Below are 17131 nucleotides of genomic sequence, written 5' to 3'. Positions count from 1 at the left end.
GCGGTCGCGAATGCTGGTACGAGTACAGAACCCGGCTGGCACGAATGCCGAACGGGCACTGATCGACTGGCTGCGCACCTGGAAGGACCCGGTGAGCCCGCACGGCGTGGCCACCATCAATTGCAGCCTGTTCCACAAGGACAAGCTGCACCAGTTCGACGCGGTCGTCTGGACGCCGACCAGCTGCGTGGTGATCGAGGCCGAGGCGCTCGTCGCCCGCCAGGACGGCGTGCTGGAGATCCCGCTGAACGGGCCGTGGACGATCGACGGTGAACTCGCCGCGATGGAGAGCAAGGACAAGCGCACGCCGCTGGAGAAATCCCGCGATCACACCTTCGCGCTGCAGGATTGGCTGTCCGCCCGCGGCCTCGGGCAGCGCGCGGTGCACGGTGTGGCGCTGGTCGTCCCGCTGCGCGGAGCCGAGCTGCAGATCCAACAGTCTTGGAGCGACCCGAGTTTCGACGTCATCCTGGGCAACGACCCGAGCAGGCTGCGGCACTACTTCGACACCCTCGCCGAGAGCGAGAAGCACCTGTGGACCGCCAACGACGTCGCGGTCGCTTTCCGCGGTCTCGGCATCCTCCCCTATCTGCCCGCACCGCAGGAGCTGATCAACGAGGGCTTCATCGGCCCCGTCGACATCACGCTGTGGCACGGCGGCCCGCAGCAGGCGCAGGCCGAGGCGTATGCCGAAGAGATGGCCCAGCAGGAGCGGGAGATGCGAGGGCCGGTGATCAAGGCCCCGTGGTACAGCCCGTGGAAGCTGTACCCGCCTGAGCGCGGAGATATCGACATGGGCCGCGCGCTGATGCGGGCGGTGCTCGCGATCGGCATGGTGGTGGCCATCGCCTGGGTGCTGTGGTTCGTCGTCACCGCGATCCTCACCTACGGGCCGGGCTGATCGCTCGCCGAGAGCAGCCGTGGTCGAACTCGCGGATCCGGCCACGGCGCCTGCCGATCAGCCGCGCTCGTAGACGCTCGCGTCGTCGAGAAGCGCGGCGCGCAGCATCGTCTCCGGCACGCCCATCGCCTCCACGAGCGTCAGCGCGTGCGGGCGCAGCCGGTCCACCAGCTCGTTCACCCCGCGGCGCACCGCCTTCGCGCGCTCGACCGACATGAACCGGTGCATGATGAACCAGGCCGAGTTCTCCTCGAGCATGGTGTAGACGAACAGGTCGCACACGTCGTCGGCGAGCGCCTTGGCGTCCGGGTCCTCGATGTCGCCGATGCCTTCGATGAAGGCTTCCAGCACCAGCCGGTCGATGTGCGCGGCGCCCGCCGCCAGGATGTGGTCCTGTGCGTTGTTGAACGCCTCGAAGGGCCCGGTCTCCTCGGCCCGCGCGCGCAGCCGGTGCGCCGCCGTGCGAACCAGGTAGTCCTCGCGGTCGGCGAACAGTTGCAGCTGCACCGAGCGCCGTGCCAGATCGCCCTCGTCCACCCCGTCGTCGCTGCGGTCGCGCAGCGTCTGGATGAGCTGACGCACACCGGAACGCTTGCGCACCACGTCACCGGCCATGGTGGCGGCGAAACGCACCCAGCCGAGCGCGTCCAGATCGCGGATCTCGTCGGCGTAGGCGGTCAGCAGTTCCTTGGCGACCAGCTGGGTGAGGACTATGTTGTCACCTTCGAAGGTCGTGAATACGTCCGTGTCGCCCTTCAACGTCACCAGGCGATTCTCGGTGAGATACCCTGCGCCGCCGCAGGCTTCGCGGCATTCCTGGATGGCGCGGGTCGCGTGCCTTGTCTGGGCGACCTTCAGACCCGCCGCGCGCTTCTCCAGCGCCCGCTGCGCGTTCGGCTCCAGGTCCTGACCGGTCTGCACCAGGTGCATACGCCGCACCAGGTCGTTCTGCGCGAAGGCGTAGGCGTAGGACTTCGCCAGCAGCGGCAGCAGCCTGCGCTGGTGGCTGCGGTAGTCCAGCAGCACCGTCTCCTCGCCGGTGTCCGGATCGGCGAACTGCCTGCGCTTCAGCGCGTAACGCAGCGCGATGCTCAGCGCGACGCGCGTGCCCGCGGCTGCCGCGCCGCCCACGCTGACCCGCCCGCGCACCAGCGTGCCGAGGGTGGTGAAGAAGCGCCTGCTCGGGTTGTCGATCTCCGAGCTGCAGGTCCCGTCGGGCGCCACGTCGGCGTAACGGTTGAGCAGGTTCTCCCGCGGCACGCGGACGTGGTCGAAGAAGATGCGGCCGTTGTCGACGCCGAGCAATCCGCCCTTGAGGCCGTCGTCGGAGGTGGTGACGCCGGGCAGGTCGGCGCCTTGGTCGTCGCGGATCGGCACCAGCAGGCAGTGCACGCCCTGGTTCTCGCCGTTGGTGATGAGCTGGGCGAAGACCGCCGCCATCCTGGCGTGCTCGGCGGCGCCGCCGATGTAGTCCTTGCGCGCCGACGGCGTCGGACTGTGCACCACGAATTCCTCGGTCGCGGGATCGTAGGTGGCGGTGGTCTCCAGGTTGGCGACGTCGCTGCCGTGCCCGGATTCGGTCATCGCGAAGCAGCCGAGCAGGTCCAGCGAGATCAGCCTGCGGATGTATTCGCGGTGACGTTCGGTGCCGAGGTTCTCCACCGCCCCGCCGAACAGGCCCCACTGCACGCCCGCCTTTACCCACAGTGACAGGTCGGCGTAGGCGAGCATCTCCAATCCGGTGACGGCCGCGCCCGGTTCGCCGGTTCCGCCGTTCTCCGTGCGGAACCCACGCTCGGCGTAGCCGAGGGTCGCGATCACCCGCATCTGGTCCAGGACGCGGGCCCTGGCCGCTTTGTAGTCGAGGTAGGGATCGCCGGTGAATTCCTGCCCGGCCAATTGGATTCGGGCCTCCTCGCGGACGGATCCCCACGGTCCGTCGAGTGCCGCACGAAGGTGTTCTGCCGTCGTAGAGCTGCTGCCGGTAGCCATGACTTCGACCATAGTCGCCACGTACCACGCGGTATCGGGCCAAAACTCTTGCCCGGGATTGAACAGGCGTTTAATATACTGAACATGTGTTCAAGCAACAGCCCGTATCGCAAGGATCCACCGCTGAGCTGACCACGGCGGCCCGCATCAGAGACGCCGCGATCGAAGTCTTCGGCGAGCAGGGATTCCAGGTCGGCGTCCGCACCATCGCCGCGGCGGCAGGCGTCTCCCCCGGTCTCGTCAACCATCACTTCGGTTCCAAGGACGGCCTGCGCGCCGCCTGCGACGACCGGGTGCTGAAACTGATCCGGGACGAGAAGGTCAAAGCCATCACGGCGCCAAACGTCGCGTCCGGCATGCTCGCCGCCCTGGCCGAGATCGAGATGTACGGACCGCTCGTCGCCTACATGGTGCGCAGCCTGCAAGCGGGTGGACCGATGGCCGAGTCCCTGTTCGAGCACATGGTCGCCGACGCGGAGGTCTACATGCAGCAGGGCGTCGACGCGGGAACCGTGAAGCCGAGCCGCGACCACAAGGCCCGCGCCCGCTACCTGATGACGCTCAATGTCGGCGCCGTCCTGCTGTGGGTCCAATTGCACTACCGCGAGGGCGAGAAGATCGACTTCCGCAAGGCGATCCGCGCCATCACCGAAGACCTCACCCCTCCGGCCCTCGAGTTCTACACCCAGGGCCTGCTCACCGACACCACGCTGATGGACACTGTCATTAAGGAGCACTGATGTCCAAGGTCATCGAAGTCGAAGGTCTGCGCAAGACTTTCGGCCACGTCACCGCCCTGGACGGGCTGAACCTCGCGGTTCGCGAGGGCGAAATCCACGGCTTCCTCGGCCCCAACGGCGCGGGCAAGTCGACCACCATCCGGGTCCTGCTCGGCATCCTGCGCGCCACCTCCGGCCGGGTGCGGCTGTTCGGCCGCGACCCGTGGACCGACGCGGTCGGCCTGCACCGCGAATTGGCTTATGTACCAGGCGATGTCACGCTGTGGCCGTCGCTGTCCGGCGGCGAGACCATCGACCTGCTCGCCAGGATGCGCGGCGGCATCAACGCCGAACGCCGCGCCGAACTGATCGAACGCTTCGATCTCGACCCGCGCAAGAAGGCGCGCACCTACTCCAAGGGCAACCGGCAGAAGGTCGCGCTGATCTCCGCGCTCGCCTCCGACGTGCGGCTGCTGCTGCTCGACGAGCCGACCTCCGGCCTGGATCCGTTGATGGAAAAGGTCTTTCGCGAATGCGTGCACGAAGCGCAGCAGCGCGGTGCGACGGTGCTGCTGTCCAGCCACATCCTGTCCGAGGTGGAGGCGCTCTGCGATCGGGTGACCATCATCAGGGCAGGGCGCACCGTGGAGAGCGGCTCGCTGTCCGAGATGCGCCACCTCTCGCGCACCGCCATCACCGCCGAATTGCTCGGCGACCCCGGCGATCTCAGCCGGATCGGCGGCGTCGAGGACATCGAGCGCGACGGGTCGACACTGCGCTGCCAGGTCGACAGCGAACACCTCGGCGAGCTCATCCGGGTGCTCGGCGACGCGGGCGTGCGGAGCCTGACCAGTGCGCCGCCCACGCTCGAGGAGCTGTTCATGCGGCACTACCACGTCGACGGCCAGGCGGGCGACACAGCGACGACGCGCGGGGAGAAGGTGCGGGCATGACCACCGCCGCCCACCGCGCCCCTGCCGCACCGCTTTTCAGCGAATCCACCGATTTCGCCGGCACCTGGCAGTTGCTGCGGCTGTATCTGCGCCGCGACCGAATCGTGCTGCCGCTCTGGTCGCTGCTGATCGGGTTGATGCCCGCCTTCCAGGTGGTCAGCGTCAAGGACCTGTACACCACCCAGGCCCAGCTGGACAATTTCGCACGGACCACCGCCGACAGTCCGGCCCTGCTCGCCATGTACGGACCGGTGTTCAGCACCGAACTGGGTTCGATCGGCACCTGGAAGGCCGGCGCGATGTACACGATGATCGCGATCGCGACGGTCCTGACCGTCATCAGGCACACCAGGGTCGAGGAGGAGACCGGTCGCGCGGAACTGGTGGGCGCCACCAGCATCGGCCGCTTCGCCGGGCTCACGGCGGCGCTCACGCTCGCCTTCGGCGGCGCGCTGATCGCCGGAATCGCCTGCGCCGTTTCGCTCTACAGCGCCGATCTGCCCGCGGCGGGCTCGCTGGCCTTCGGCGCGGCACTGGCCGCGTCGGGCATCGTGTGGGCCGCGATCGCCGCGGTCGCCGCCCAGGTGAGCGCGGGCGCGCGGGTCGCGCGCGGCGTCGCCTTCGCGACACTGGGCGCCGCCTTCGCGCTGCGCGCGGTCGGCGATGCCGGCAACGGTGTGCTGTCGTGGTTCTCGCCGATCGGCTGGTGCCTGCAGATCCGGCCCTACGCCGACGAACGGTGGTGGGTGCTGCTTCCGCTCGCCACGGTCGCCGTGCTGGCGACCGGCGCCGCATACGCGCTGCTCGCCTCGCGCGACACCGGCTCCGGGCTGCTCGCCGAACGCCAGGGGCCCGCCGCCGCCACGCCACGACTCTCCGGCCCAGTCGCGCTGGCAGGGCGCCTGCAGCGCGGCGCGCTGCTGGCCTGGGCGGTCGGCTTCGGCCTCTACGGCCTGCTCATCGGGGGTGCGGTGAACAGCGTCAGCGACATGCTCGAGGACAGCGACGCCATCACCGATCTGATCACTCGCATGGGCGGCTCGGAAATCCTGGAGGAGTCGTTCATCTCCTACGCGATCACGATGCTGGCCGCGGCGGCCGCCGCCTACTCGATCTCCGCCGCCCTGCGCCTGCACGAGGAGGAATCCAGCCAGCGGGCCGAAGCCACCCTGGCGGGGGCCGTCGGCCGGACCCGATACGCGTTGAGCCACATCGGTTTCGCGCTGGCGGGGCCCGCGCTGGTCCTGCTGACCGCCGGGCTCGCGATCGGGGTCGTCTACGGTCTCAGCACGGGTGAGTTCGGCGAGAAGCTGCCGCAATCGCTGGCCGCCGCGGCCGTGCAGGTGCCCGCGGTCTGGGTGGTCACCGGCATCACGATCGCGCTCTTCGGGCTCGCGCCGCGCTACACGCCGGTCGCCTGGGGCGTGCTGAGCGGCATGGTGGTGCTGTTCTTCGTCGGCTCGCTGGACGGCCTGCCGCAGTGGATGGTCGACCTCGTGCCGTTCGTGCACCCGCCGAAGCTGCCGGGCGCGGCGTTCGAGGCGACGCCGATCCTGTGGTTGCTCGGCATCGCCGCCGTCCTGCTCGCCGTCGGCATCGCGGCCTATCGCCGCCGCGACTTGCGCTGAGTCTGCACAGCAGCCGCCGCTCGTTCACGAGCGGCGGCGCGCTCAGCGCCGGTCGATCCCGGCCAGCCCCAGCTTGCCCGCCAGGCGCTCGAGGTAGGCCTGGACCTCCTCCGCGTCGCGGTCCGGCAGACCGAAAACCGCCTCCGTGACACCGAGTTCGGCCCACTGCGCCAGTTGCGCGCCGTCGTGCCGCCCGGCCAGCGCGACGATCTCCGGTGTCTCGGTGCGCCCATGTTCGCGCCAGATCCGGTGCAGCAGTTCGATTTTCTCGCCGAGACCGGCCTCGGTGGGCGTGGTGATCCACCCGTCGGCGTTCTTGGCGAGCCAGCTGAACGACTTCTCCCCGCCCGCCGCGCCGAGCAGCACGGGGATGCGCTTCTGTGCCGGCTTCGGCCAGGACCAGCTCGGACCGAAGTTCACGAACTCGCCGGAGAAGCTCGCCTCCTCCTCGCTCCAGATCGCGCGCATCGCGTCCAGGTGTTCGCGCAGCACCGTGCGCCGCTTGTTGGCGGGCACCCCGTGGTGGGCGAGTTCGTCGGTGTTCCAACCGAATCCGACGCCGAGGCTGACCCGGCCGCCGGAGAGGTGGTCCAGTGAGGCGATGGCCTTGGCCAAGGTGATCGGATGATGTTCGGCAGGCAGCGCCACCGCCGTCGAGAGCGTGATCCGCTCGGTGACCGCCGCGGCCGTACCCAACGCGACCCAGGGATCGAGAGTGCGCAGATAGCGGTCGTCGGGCAGGCTCGCGTCGCCGGTGCGCGGATGCGCGGCCGCGCGCACCACCGGAATGTGCGTGTGCTCGGGCACATAGAACGAATCGAAGCCGGCTCGCTCGGCCGCCGCGGCGGCGTCGGCGGGCCGAATACCCCGGTCACTGGTGAACAACACGATCCCGTATCGCATCGCACGCACTCCCATCGCCAGAAATTAGAACAAGTTCTACCACCTTTCGTCGCGCCGCACCACGGTTCCCACAGCCGCGTACCCACGCTGACAAGCGCGGATGCCGGACCCGCACCGCTACGACTACGGTCACGGGCATGGGTCTTGACGCGCTGCCGGGAGGAGACAACACGAACCCGCGAGCCGATCACCTCGGCTGGCGCAACCGGGTGTGGCCACGCCGGGCCCCGCATCTACCCGGCGTCAGCGAGGCCGTCGGCTTGCTGGTGGCCGACCGCCAAGCCACCGCCGACACCATCGTCGCCGCGCCCACCCCCTTGCAACCGATCGACCTCACCGACGACGCCAGGGTGGCCGAGGTGCTCGATCTCGCCGTCCGCGTCGGGGAGGTGGTGCTCGCCTCAGGCACCGGCGTCATGGACACCACCACCCAGGTGCGCTTCATCGCGGCGACCTACGGCTTGGCCCGTTGCGATGTCGACGTCACCTACGACTCGATCCGCATCTGGGCCGACCGTGGCCCGCTGCTGCCGCCCGCGAGCACGATGCGCGTCGTGCAGTACCGCGCGCTCGATTTCACCCGGCTCGCCGCGGTGGACCGGCTCACCCGGCGCATCCGCACCCAGGTGGTCGCGCCCGAGGACGCGCGCGCCGCGCTCGACGCCATCACCTCGGCGCCGCACCCGTACCACCGCTGGACCGCGACGTTCGGCTGGTCGCTGCTCGCGGCCGCCATCGCCGCGCTGCTCGGCGCGAACCTCGTCGTCGTGGCGCTCAGCTTCGCCACCACCGCGGCGATCGACCGGACCAACCGGGTACTGAACCGCTACGGGTTGCCGTTCTTCTTCCAGCACATGATGGGCGGACTCATCGCCGCGATCCCGGCCATCGCGCTGTCCACCCTCGCCGAACCGCTCGGCTTCCGCGCGGATCCCACGCTCATCATCGCGGCGGGCATCACCGTGTTGCTCAGTGGTCTGCAATTGGTGGGTTCGGTGCAGGACGCCATCACCGGGGCGCCGATCACCGCGACCGCGCGGCTGCTCGAGGTGGTGATGATGACCGGCGGCATCGTCGCGGGCATCGCGCTGGCGCTGCGTCTGGCGCAGGTGGTCGGCGCCACCGTGCCGTCCATCGACATGACCTCCGGTCGCGACATCACCGATCTGCCGGTCAAGATCGCGGCGGGCGCGATCGCGGCATTGGCCTTCGCCCTCGCCTGCTACGCCGAGCGACGCGCGCTGGCCGCCGCGGCGTGCGGCGGTGCGGCGGGCGCGATCACCTATCTGCTCGTGCAGCAGGCCGGCTTCGGTCCGGTGATCTCCTCCGGGGTGGCCGCCACCCTGGTCGGCATGGCCGGTGGTCTGATGGCCCGCCGCGCGCTGACGCCGCCGCTGGTCGTCGCCGTCGCGGGTATCACGCCGCTGCTGCCAGGGCTCAGCGTGTATCGCGGGCTCTACGCCATGCTCAGCGACGAACCGCTGCTCGGCTTCGACCAGTTGCTTGCCGCGTTCGGCATCGGCTGCGCACTGGCCGCGGGCGTCACGCTGGGCGAATGGTGCGACCGCACACTGCGCCGCCCGCGCATTCTCAGCCGCTTCGGTTCGCTGCGACGACCGATCGTCCGGCGCAGGCGGCGCGCGAATCCCGCACACTGATACCGTGCCGCGACTCGAATGCGGCAAACCCGGCGGCTCCGGTATGGTCGACGCGGTTAGTTAGGGTAGCCAAACAAGCGGGCTGCCGCGGACGACGAGGTGGTTCGGAATGTCGGAGTCAGTACCTTTCTCGGCACGCATCCAATCCGCTACCGCGCGTCAGCACACGGAGGCGGAGAACTCCTCGTTCATCAGCGACATGCTCGGCGGCGCGCTCGGCATCGACTCCTACCACCGGTACACCGGCCAGCTGTGGTTCATCTACCGTGCGCTGGAGGCGCGCTGGCCCGAGCTGGCCGGCAGCACTGTCGCTGGGCCCTTCATCAAGCCGGAGCTGGCCAGGACCGCCGAGCTCGAGCGCGATCTCGCCGCCCTGCTCGGCCCGGAATGGCGCACCCAGCTGCGGGCACTGCCCGCCACCGTCGCTTACGCCGAGCGAATCGAGGAGTGTGCGCGCGACTGGCCCGCCGGTTACGTCGCCCACCACTACACCCGCTACCTCGGCGACCTGTCCGGCGGTCAGGTGATCCGCGGCACTGCCGAGAAGCTGTGGGACCTGCCACGCCGCGGCGACGGCGTCCGCTTCTACGTCTTCGACGGCATCGCGAATCCGGCCGCCTTCAAACGCGACTACCGCGCGCTGCTCGACGACCTGTCGGTGGACGAGCTCGAGCGCAGGCGGGTCCTCGAGGAATGCCAGCGCGCCTTCGACTACAACACCGCGATCTTCGCCGAACTCGCCGCCGAGTTCCCGGTGCGCCGCCCGTCCTGACGGTCAGTAGGCGCCCTCGCCGCGCGCGACCGCGCCGATCGTCTTCGCGATGAGCAACAAGTCGAGCACCATCGACCAGTTCTCCACGTAGGAAAGATCGAGCCGCACCGAGTCTTCCAGCGACAGATCCGATCGGCCGCTCACCTGCCACAGTCCGGTGATGCCCGGTTTGACCAGCAGCCTGCGCCGCATCTCGCCGTCGTAGGTGTCGACCTCGCGCTGTACCTGCGGCCGCGGGCCGACGACGCTCATCTCACCGCGCAGCACGTTGAGGAACTGCGGCAGCTCGTCCAGACTGAACTTCCTGATCACCCGCCCGACGGGCGTCACCCGCGGATCGTCCTTCATCTTGAAGAACACCGGGTTGCCGCCGTTGGCGTCGATCAGCGCGGACACCGTGCGCTCGGCGTCCTGGTACATGCTACGGAACTTGATCATTCGAAAAGGCTTGCCGCCGCGCCCGATCCGCTCCGACAGGTAGAACACCGGCCCGGGGCTGGTGAGTTTGACCGCGAGCGCGATGGCGAGCAGCACCGGCGCGATCGCCAGCAACACGCCCCCCGCGAAACACGCGTCGAAGACCGCTTTTCCGGTCGATTTGGCCCGGTCGTACTGCGGTTTGGCGATGTGCAGCATCGGCATTCCCGCGACGAGCCGGTTGGTGAGCCGGGTCCCGGCGATGTCGACCACGCCGGGCGCGACGATCAGCTCGACGCCGAGCGGATCGAGTTCCCAAGCCATCCTGCGCAATTCGACCGGACCGAGGTAGTCCGTCGCGGTGACCGCGACGGTGTCCGCGCCGCAGCGGCGCACTGCCTCCAGCACCGAGCGATCGTCGCCGACGACCGAGAAGGTGCGACCGGAAGCCCGCAGCCAGTAGCGACCGGTCGCGGCGACGCCGTCCGGAATGCACACGCCCACCACGCGATAACCCGCGTCCGGGTCCAGGGAGAACGCACTCGCCATCGCCTGCGCCGCCTCCGGCGCTCCGACCACGAGCACCGAGGTCAGGTACTCCGCACGATCGCGTCGCCTGCCGCGGGTGTGCCAGCGCCAGGCCAGCCTGCTGAACATCAGCCCGAGCAGCCCGAGCGGCAGCGCGATCGCCAAATAGCCACGCGCGAAATCGATCTGGACGATCAGTGAGACGATGGCCACCGCGCCGAACAGGCGCAGCGTTGCCGAGACCAGCCGCCGGTATTCCTCTGTTCCTGAGCCGACCACCTGCGGCGAGCGGGTGTTCCCTGCGGCGAGGAACAGCGCCCAGGTCAGCGCGAGCGCCACGGACACGACCGTGTAGCCGATCTCGTAGGGCAACCGCCAGGCCAGCGGCGGCGCGGCAGGCCCACCGAACCTGATCACCTGCGCCAGCCCGACGGCCGCCGCGATCACGCCCAGATCCGTTGCGGCCAAGTGCTTCACGTAGTCGGCTTGCCAGCGTTCCCGCGCGGAACGCGGCGGGATGTGCGACGGTGCGGATATATCGAGGTCGTCGCCGTCGGTGAGCTCGTAGCTCATGGAACACACACCTCCCCCTTGGAGAGAATTCGTTGCTCCCGATCCCCGTCGATCGGTCCCCCGCAGCCCCGCATCGGCCGTCTCGGGGTGTTCGGTCATTCGACGGCCAACAGCAGATTGTTACAGAACTCGAAACGCCGTACCTATCGAATGCCAAGGGTCACAATGCATTCCAGAAAATAGCGGACGAACTTGCGGTCGGTTTCGTCCCCGAACCGGAGATCCGGCCCGATCGGAATATCACGGCAGGTGACGCCGACGAATTGCGTTGGTATCGAAACGGTTACCGAGTGGCAGAGCGAGGAATACCCCGATTGCGGACCCGATGCCCACCCCGCGACACGCCGGGAGGCGGTCCGTAAACTGCTATCCCACAACCGATTTCATCCTCCGCTCCGAGACCGATGGTTGTAACGTCTCACTGGATCGCCTCGCCGCCTCGGGCGGGCCGGCCATCCGCCGGGCGATCCGATCTCTCGGCAGAAGGTGGGTCTGCATGCGTTGTCGTCTGTGTGATTCCGCACGCCTTTCCAGCGTGCTCGACCTCGGCGCGACACCGCCGTGCGAGAAATTCCTCGCGGTGGACGAACTCGATCTACCCGAGCCCACCTATCCGCTCCATCTCCGGTTGTGCGAAGACTGTCTGCTCTTGCAGATTCCGGCCCTGATCACGCCCGAGGAGACATTCACCGAATACGCCTATTTCGCTTCGTATTCCGAAAGCTGGGTACGGCACGCTGAAAGATTCGTTTCGCACGCCGTCGAACGACTCGGCCTCGGACCGGAATCCTTCGTCGTGGAGGCCGCGAGCAACGACGGCTATCTGCTCAGGCACGTGGTCGCCGCGGGCATCCGCTGTCTTGGCATCGAACCGTCGGTGAACGTCGGCGCGGCCGCTCGCGCACTCGGCGTGCCGACCGAAACCCAGTTCCTGGACGAGGATTCGGCGGCGAAGGTGCGCGCGGTGCACGGCCCCGCGAACCTGGTGGTCGCCAACAACGTCTACGCGCACGTGCCCGACCTACGCGGCTTCACGCGCGCGCTGCGCGGACTGATGGCCGACGACGGCTGGCTGACCATCGAGGTGCACCACGCGGCGAACCTGGTGCGGCTCGGGCAGTTCGACACCATCTATCACGAGCACTTCCAGTACTACACGGTGCTGTCGGCGCAACGCGCCCTCGCCACCGCGGGACTCACCGTCGTCGACGTGGAACTGCTTGCCACACACGGTGGTTCGATCCGCCTGTGGGCGCGTCCCGAGGCGGCGGCAGGCACGCCCGGTGAACGCGTCGCCGCGGTGCTGCGCGACGAGGCCGCGGCCGGGCTGCACGATCCCGACGGCTACCGGGATCTGGCCCCGCGCGCCGCGCATGTGCGCCACGAGCTGTTGCGCTACCTGCTCGCGCGGTGTGCCGAAGGCAAGCGGGTGGTCGGTTACGGCGCGCCGGGCAAGGGCAACACCCTGCTCAACTACTGCGGCATCCGACCCGATCTGCTCGAGTACACCGTCGACCGAAATCCCTACAAGCACGGCCGTTTCACGCCGGGCACGCGCATCCCGATCCACCCGCCCGAACGCATCGACGCCGACCGCCCGGACGTGGTGCTGGTGCTGCCGTGGAATCTGGAGACCGAGCTGACCGCGCAACTGCGCCACGTCGCCTGCTGGGGCGGCGAGCTCGTCTACCCGCTGCCGACCGTGCATCGCGCCGACCTCACCGGCGCGGTCACGGACGAGAACGCGGAGCAGTCCACCGCAGCGGGGTCCACCGACAACGACTTCGAACACTTCACCGGGAGGCACGCACGATGAAAGTCGTTCTGTTCTGCGGCGGCTACGGGATGCGGATGCGCGACGGCTCCGACGACATGATCCCCAAGCCGATGCAGCTGGTCGGTCCGCGGCCGCTGCTCTGGCACGTGATGCGCTACTACGCGCACTTCGGCCACAAAGAGTTCATCCTGTGCCTAGGCTACGGCGCCGAACACATCAAGAACTTCTTCCTCACCTACCAGGAGTCGATCTCCAACGACTTCGTCATCCGCGAGGGCCGCGTCGAGTTGCTGCGCAGCGACATCAGCGACTGGTCCATCACCTTCGTGGACACCGGCGTGGAGTCGGCCATCGGCGAGCGGCTGCGACGCGTACGGCAGTACCTCGGCGAGGACGAGATCTTCCTGGCGAACTACGCCGACGTGCTGACCGACGCCCCGCTCGACGAGATGATCGCCAGGTTCACCGACTCCGGCGCGGCGGCCTCCATGATGGTCGTGCCGCCCCAATCCTCGTTCCACTGCGTCGATCTCACCCCGACCGGCGAGGTCAAGGACATCATGCCGGTCGCCAGGATGCCGCTGTGGGAGAACGGCGGATACTTCGTGCTCACCCAGGAGGTCTTCGACCTGCTGCCGCCCGACGGCGACCTGGTGGCCGACGCCTGCGGCACGCTGGCCGGGCAGGGCAGGCTGTTCGGGTACCGGCACCTCGGGTTCTGGAAGCCTGCCGACACGTTCAAGGAACGCGCCGAACTCGACGCGGGTTACCGCGCGGGCGTGCGGCCGTGGATGCTCTGGGAGCCCGCGTGATCCCCCTGATCGCCGCGCCCGTCGCCGAGATCGCGGTGCTCGGCGCGCACTGCGACGACATCGCGATCGGCATGGGCGCCACCTTGCTCACCCTGGCGCGCCGCCGCCCCGGCCTGCGGGTGCACGCGCTGGTGCTGTCCGGCGGCGGCACCGAACGCGAGGCCGAGGAGCGCGCCGCGCTCGCCGATTTCTGTCCCGGCGCGGCGCTCGCGCTCACCGTCCTGGACATCCCGGACGGTCGCGCGCCCGCGCACTGGGACCGAATCAAGAACGCGCTGGCCGTCTTTCGCGTCGGCTGCGCGCCGGATCTGGTGTTCACCCCGCAGCGCGGCGACGCCCACCAGGACCACCGGCTGCTCGCGGAGCTGACGCCCACCGAGTTCCGCGACCACCTGGTGCTCGGCTACGAGATCCTCAAGTGGGAGACCGATACGCCCCGCCCCACCGTCTTCCAGCCGGTCTCCGCCGACCTCGCCGAGGAGAAGGCGCGGCTGCTGTACAAGCACTACCCCTCCCAGACCGGGCGCGACTGGTTCGACGAGGCCGCGTTCACCGGGCTGTCCCGGCTCCGCGGCGTGCAGAGCCGCAGCGGGCACGCGGAGGGATTCGTACTGGACAAGGCCGTCGTCGAGCTGGGAGGCAACTGACCATGCGGATACTGCTCACCGGACACCAGGGCTATCTCGGCACCGTTATGGCGCCGGTGCTGCGCGCCGCCGGCCACGAGGTGGCCGGACTGGACTCCGGATTCTTCGCCGACTGCGTCCTCGGCGCGCTCCCCGGTGATCCGCCGGGCTCGTCGGTCGACCTGCGCGATGTGTCGATGGAGCAGCTGAGCGGATTCGACGCGGTCGTGCATCTGGCTGCGCTGTCCAACGATCCGCTGGGCGCTCTCGCGCCCGAGATCACCTACGACATCAACCATCACGCGTCGGTGCGGCTGGCCCGCTTGGCGAAAGCGGCTGGCGTGCAACGATTCCTGTACGCCTCGACCTGCTCGGTGTACGGCGCCGCGGGAGCGGATCTGGTGACCGAGGACGCGCCGCTGCGCCCGATCACCCCGTACGCGGAGAGCAAGGTGCGCGTCGAGGACGATGTCGCCGCGCTGGCCGACTCGGGCTTCTCGCCCGTATTCCTGCGCAACGCCACGGCTTTCGGCTTCTCGCCGCGACTTCGGGCCGACATCGTGCTGAACAACCTCGTCGGCTACGCCGCGCTCACCGGTGAGGTGAAGGTGCTCTCCGACGGCACGCCGTGGCGACCGCTTGTACACGCGCGGGACATCGCCACCGCTTTCGCGACCTGCCTCACCGCGCCGGTCGAGGCGATCCACGCTCGCGCGTTCAACATCGGCACCGAGGAGAACAATCTGACGGTCGCCGAGATCGCCGCCGCCGTGGTGGGCGCGGTGCCCGGCTCCCGGCTGCTCGTCACCGGTGAGAACGGCGCCGACCCGCGCTCCTATCGCGTCGATTTCTCCGCCGCGCGCGAGGCCATCGGATTCCGCGCCGAGTGGACCGTGCCCGCGGGCGCGGCGGAGCTGTACCGCGAGTACACCGCGAGAGGGCTGACCAGTGCCGACTTCTTCCACCGTTTCACGCGGCTGCCGCACCTACGCAAGCTGTGCGACTCCGGCGTGCTCGACGCTTCGCTACGCCGGATCGGGACCGCGGTCACGGCGCAGGCCTGAAACACTCGTCCGCTCAGCGCGAAGCGGGGCGCCGCCAGACGGTGCGCAGCAACTGCTCCCAGCTGCCCGCCGCCGCGTCGCGCGCCGAGACCTCGGTCACCGCGAGGGGCCAGGCGATGCCGAGGTCGGGGTCGTCGTAGGCGACGCCGATGTCCTCGGCCGGGTCGTGCGGCCGATCGATGCGGTAGCAGACGTCGGCCGTCGCGGTGACGGCCTGGAATCCGTGCAGGAAGCCGGGCGGCACGTACAGGTGGTGAAAGTCCTTGTCGTCCAGCCGGAATGCCTGCTGCGCGCCGAATGTCGGCGAGCTGGGCCGGATGTCGACGAGCACGTCGTGCACCGCGCCGTGCGCGCAGCGGACCAGCTTGGCCTCGCCGCAGCCGGAGCGGCCGTGCATGCCGCGGATCACGCCGCGCACGGAACGAGATTGGGAGTCCTGGACGAACGCCGCTGCGGCGCCCGGCGCGCCGAGCCGCTCGTCGAAGGCCTCCGCGTCGAAGGTCCGGGTGAAGAAGCCCCGAGCGTCGCGGAACGGCCGCGGAACGAGCAGCAGGACGTCGGCGAGCTCGGTCTGCTCGATACGCACGGGGTCATCGTGCCATGAGAGAAGGGAATTCGGCATGAGTTCCGAGCGGGGGAATCTCTGCCGTGGTTGCGCGAGTGCGGCGATGCGCCCCGTACTCGATCTGGGGAAAGTCCCTGCGGCCGACTACTTTCCGAGTGCGAAGAGCCCGATCGATCCCGACGAGGCCGGACATCCGCTGCGCATGGACTACTGCTGCGCGTGCGGACTGGCCCAGCTCGCCGAGGACGACACGGTCACCGCGGAACCGCGGGGCGTGGAGCCGCGGGCGCTGCGCGATCAGGCGGCCGACGCGGTCGACGCGGTGGCCGCGGCCGGGCTGCTGACCGGACGCACCGCGCGCGAGTTCGGCAGCCCGCACGGCGGCACCTGGCTGCCGCTGCTCGCGGCGCGCGGTTTCACCGAGACCGCCGGGCAGGCCGAGGTGGTGCTGGACTGCTTCGGGCTCATGCACGAGCCCGACCAGCGGGCAGCGTTCCGGCGCCGCGCGGCCGCCACCGCACCGCGCGGCGCGCTGCTGATCCAGTACCACTCGCTGGCCACCATCGTGGCGTCGGGACAATGGAACGCGTTGCGCCACGGGCACTTCGCCTACTACTCGCTGGCCGCGCTGCGCGGATTGCTGCACGAGGCCGGCATGACCGTGACGCACGCGTGGACCTTCGATCTCTACGGCGGGACCGTGCTGCTGCGCGCGGTGCACGGCGCGGCGGCCGAGCACGATTCGGTCCGCGCCGTGCTCGACGGCGAAGCGCCCCACCTCGATCCGAGCGCACTGCCCGCGCTGCAGCACGCCGCCGACCGGCACGCGAGCTCACTGCGCCGATGGCTGGACGAGCGGGCCGAGCGTGGCATTCGCGTCTACGGATACGCCGCGGCGTCGCGGGCGGTCGCTCTGTTCAGCCTGTCCGGGGCGCACCGTGGCCTCATCGCCGGGGTGGCCGACGCCTCCCCGGCCAAGCACGGGCGGCGGATGCCGGGAACCGACATTCCGATCGTCTCCCCCGGCGAACTCGTCGCGGCGCGACCGGATCTCGTGCTCCTGACGCTGCCCGACCTGCTGGCCGAGGTGCGCGCGGCCTACCCGGAACTCGACGGCCGCTGGGTGATCGACGCGCCGTCCGGACCGCGGGAAGGAGGCACCGAGACAGCGACTCTGCGCCGCGCCGCAACGTGATTCGTTGCCACAGGACCGCATTCTTCTTCGGTAAGACGAGTATTCACA

At 69.3% G+C, this 17131-nt stretch carries 15 protein-coding genes; 11 read left to right on the top strand and 4 right to left on the bottom strand.

The genetic code is table 11. The features are described 5' to 3' along the window. Positions 1–10: 10 nt before the first annotated feature. Positions 11–901 carry a nuclease-related domain-containing protein gene (locus tag AB0H50_RS13095; protein ID WP_357450767.1) on the top strand — a complete coding sequence of 297 codons (891 nt, stop codon included), beginning with the start codon at positions 11–13 and terminating at the stop codon, positions 899–901. A gap of 57 nt (positions 902–958) precedes the next feature. Here the strand turns inward: AB0H50_RS13095 and AB0H50_RS13090 are convergent, their stop codons facing one another. After that, positions 959–2893, bottom strand: a complete 1935-nt coding sequence (locus AB0H50_RS13090) for an acyl-CoA dehydrogenase (protein WP_357450764.1) — start codon at positions 2891–2893, stop codon at positions 959–961. A gap of 86 nt (positions 2894–2979) precedes the next feature. Between AB0H50_RS13090 and AB0H50_RS13085 the strand changes: the two genes are divergently transcribed. From AB0H50_RS13085 to AB0H50_RS13075, 3 genes are read left to right on the top strand one after another with little or no spacing between them, the layout of a single operon-like run. Next, positions 2980–3633 carry a TetR family transcriptional regulator gene (locus AB0H50_RS13085; RefSeq protein ID WP_357450761.1) on the top strand — a complete coding sequence of 218 codons (654 nt, stop codon included), beginning with the start codon at positions 2980–2982 and terminating at the stop codon, positions 3631–3633. Next, positions 3633–4565, top strand: coding sequence for an ABC transporter ATP-binding protein (locus AB0H50_RS13080; RefSeq protein ID WP_357450759.1), 933 nt, complete (start codon positions 3633–3635; stop codon positions 4563–4565). The genes AB0H50_RS13085 and AB0H50_RS13080 overlap by 1 nt, the downstream gene beginning before the upstream one ends. After that, positions 4562–6193 (top strand): ABC transporter permease, encoded by a 1632-nt coding sequence (locus AB0H50_RS13075; protein WP_357450756.1) that lies wholly within the window; start codon positions 4562–4564, stop codon positions 6191–6193. The genes AB0H50_RS13080 and AB0H50_RS13075 overlap by 4 nt, the downstream gene beginning before the upstream one ends. Before the next feature lie 42 nt (positions 6194–6235). Here the strand turns inward: AB0H50_RS13075 and AB0H50_RS13070 are convergent, their stop codons facing one another. Further along, positions 6236–7096, bottom strand: a complete 861-nt coding sequence (locus AB0H50_RS13070; RefSeq protein ID WP_357451546.1) for an LLM class F420-dependent oxidoreductase — start codon at positions 7094–7096, stop codon at positions 6236–6238. Positions 7097–7233: 137 nt separating this feature from the next. Between AB0H50_RS13070 and AB0H50_RS13065 the strand changes: the two genes are divergently transcribed. Together AB0H50_RS13065 and AB0H50_RS13060 are read left to right on the top strand one after the other, a co-directional pair. After that, complete coding sequence (locus AB0H50_RS13065) at positions 7234–8754, top strand: threonine/serine exporter family protein (RefSeq protein WP_357450753.1); 1521 nt, start codon at positions 7234–7236, stop codon at positions 8752–8754. A 109-nt stretch (positions 8755–8863) separates the two neighbouring features. Continuing rightward, on the top strand, positions 8864–9526 hold the full coding sequence (locus AB0H50_RS13060; protein ID WP_357450750.1) for a biliverdin-producing heme oxygenase: 663 nt from the start codon (positions 8864–8866) through the stop codon (positions 9524–9526). A 3-nt stretch (positions 9527–9529) separates the two neighbouring features. On the opposite strand, the gene AB0H50_RS13055 is transcribed toward AB0H50_RS13060, so the two are convergent. Then, the gene (locus AB0H50_RS13055; protein ID WP_357450747.1) at positions 9530–11044 is read right to left on the bottom strand and encodes a sugar transferase; all 1515 of its coding nucleotides are present in this window, start codon (positions 11042–11044) and stop codon (positions 9530–9532) included. Between the two features lie 496 nt (positions 11045–11540). Here AB0H50_RS13055 and AB0H50_RS13050 point away from each other — a divergent pair, with 496 nt between their 5' ends. Genes AB0H50_RS13050 through AB0H50_RS13035 form a run of 4 tightly spaced genes read left to right on the top strand, consistent with a single transcriptional unit; the run spans position 11541 to position 15323 of the window. Beyond that, complete coding sequence (locus AB0H50_RS13050; protein ID WP_357450744.1) at positions 11541–12860, top strand: class I SAM-dependent methyltransferase; 1320 nt, start codon at positions 11541–11543, stop codon at positions 12858–12860. Then, the gene (locus tag AB0H50_RS13045) at positions 12857–13633 is read left to right on the top strand and encodes a glucose-1-phosphate cytidylyltransferase (RefSeq protein ID WP_357450741.1); all 777 of its coding nucleotides are present in this window, start codon (positions 12857–12859) and stop codon (positions 13631–13633) included. The genes AB0H50_RS13050 and AB0H50_RS13045 overlap by 4 nt, the downstream gene beginning before the upstream one ends. Continuing rightward, on the top strand, positions 13630–14280 hold the full coding sequence (locus AB0H50_RS13040) for a PIG-L family deacetylase (RefSeq protein WP_357450738.1): 651 nt from the start codon (positions 13630–13632) through the stop codon (positions 14278–14280). The genes AB0H50_RS13045 and AB0H50_RS13040 overlap by 4 nt, the downstream gene beginning before the upstream one ends. Before the next feature lie 2 nt (positions 14281–14282). Then, the gene (locus AB0H50_RS13035; protein ID WP_357450735.1) at positions 14283–15323 is read left to right on the top strand and encodes an SDR family oxidoreductase; all 1041 of its coding nucleotides are present in this window, start codon (positions 14283–14285) and stop codon (positions 15321–15323) included. Positions 15324–15336: 13 nt separating this feature from the next. Here the strand turns inward: AB0H50_RS13035 and rfbC are convergent, their stop codons facing one another. Continuing rightward, positions 15337–15909: a dTDP-4-dehydrorhamnose 3,5-epimerase gene (rfbC, locus tag AB0H50_RS13030; RefSeq protein ID WP_357450732.1), complete on the bottom strand. Its 573-nt coding sequence runs from the start codon at positions 15907–15909 to the stop codon at positions 15337–15339. Positions 15910–15943: 34 nt separating this feature from the next. On the opposite strand from rfbC, the gene AB0H50_RS13025 reads away from it, so the two are divergent. Then, positions 15944–17083: a methyltransferase domain-containing protein gene (locus tag AB0H50_RS13025; RefSeq protein WP_357450729.1), complete on the top strand. Its 1140-nt coding sequence runs from the start codon at positions 15944–15946 to the stop codon at positions 17081–17083. The last annotated feature ends 48 nt before the right edge of the window (positions 17084–17131 follow it).

The sequence above is a fragment of the Nocardia sp. NPDC050793 genome, assembly GCF_040654065.1.
Classification (GTDB): domain Bacteria; phylum Actinomycetota; class Actinomycetes; order Mycobacteriales; family Mycobacteriaceae; genus Nocardia.
This window is presented reverse-complemented; position numbering and strand designations above follow the sequence as displayed.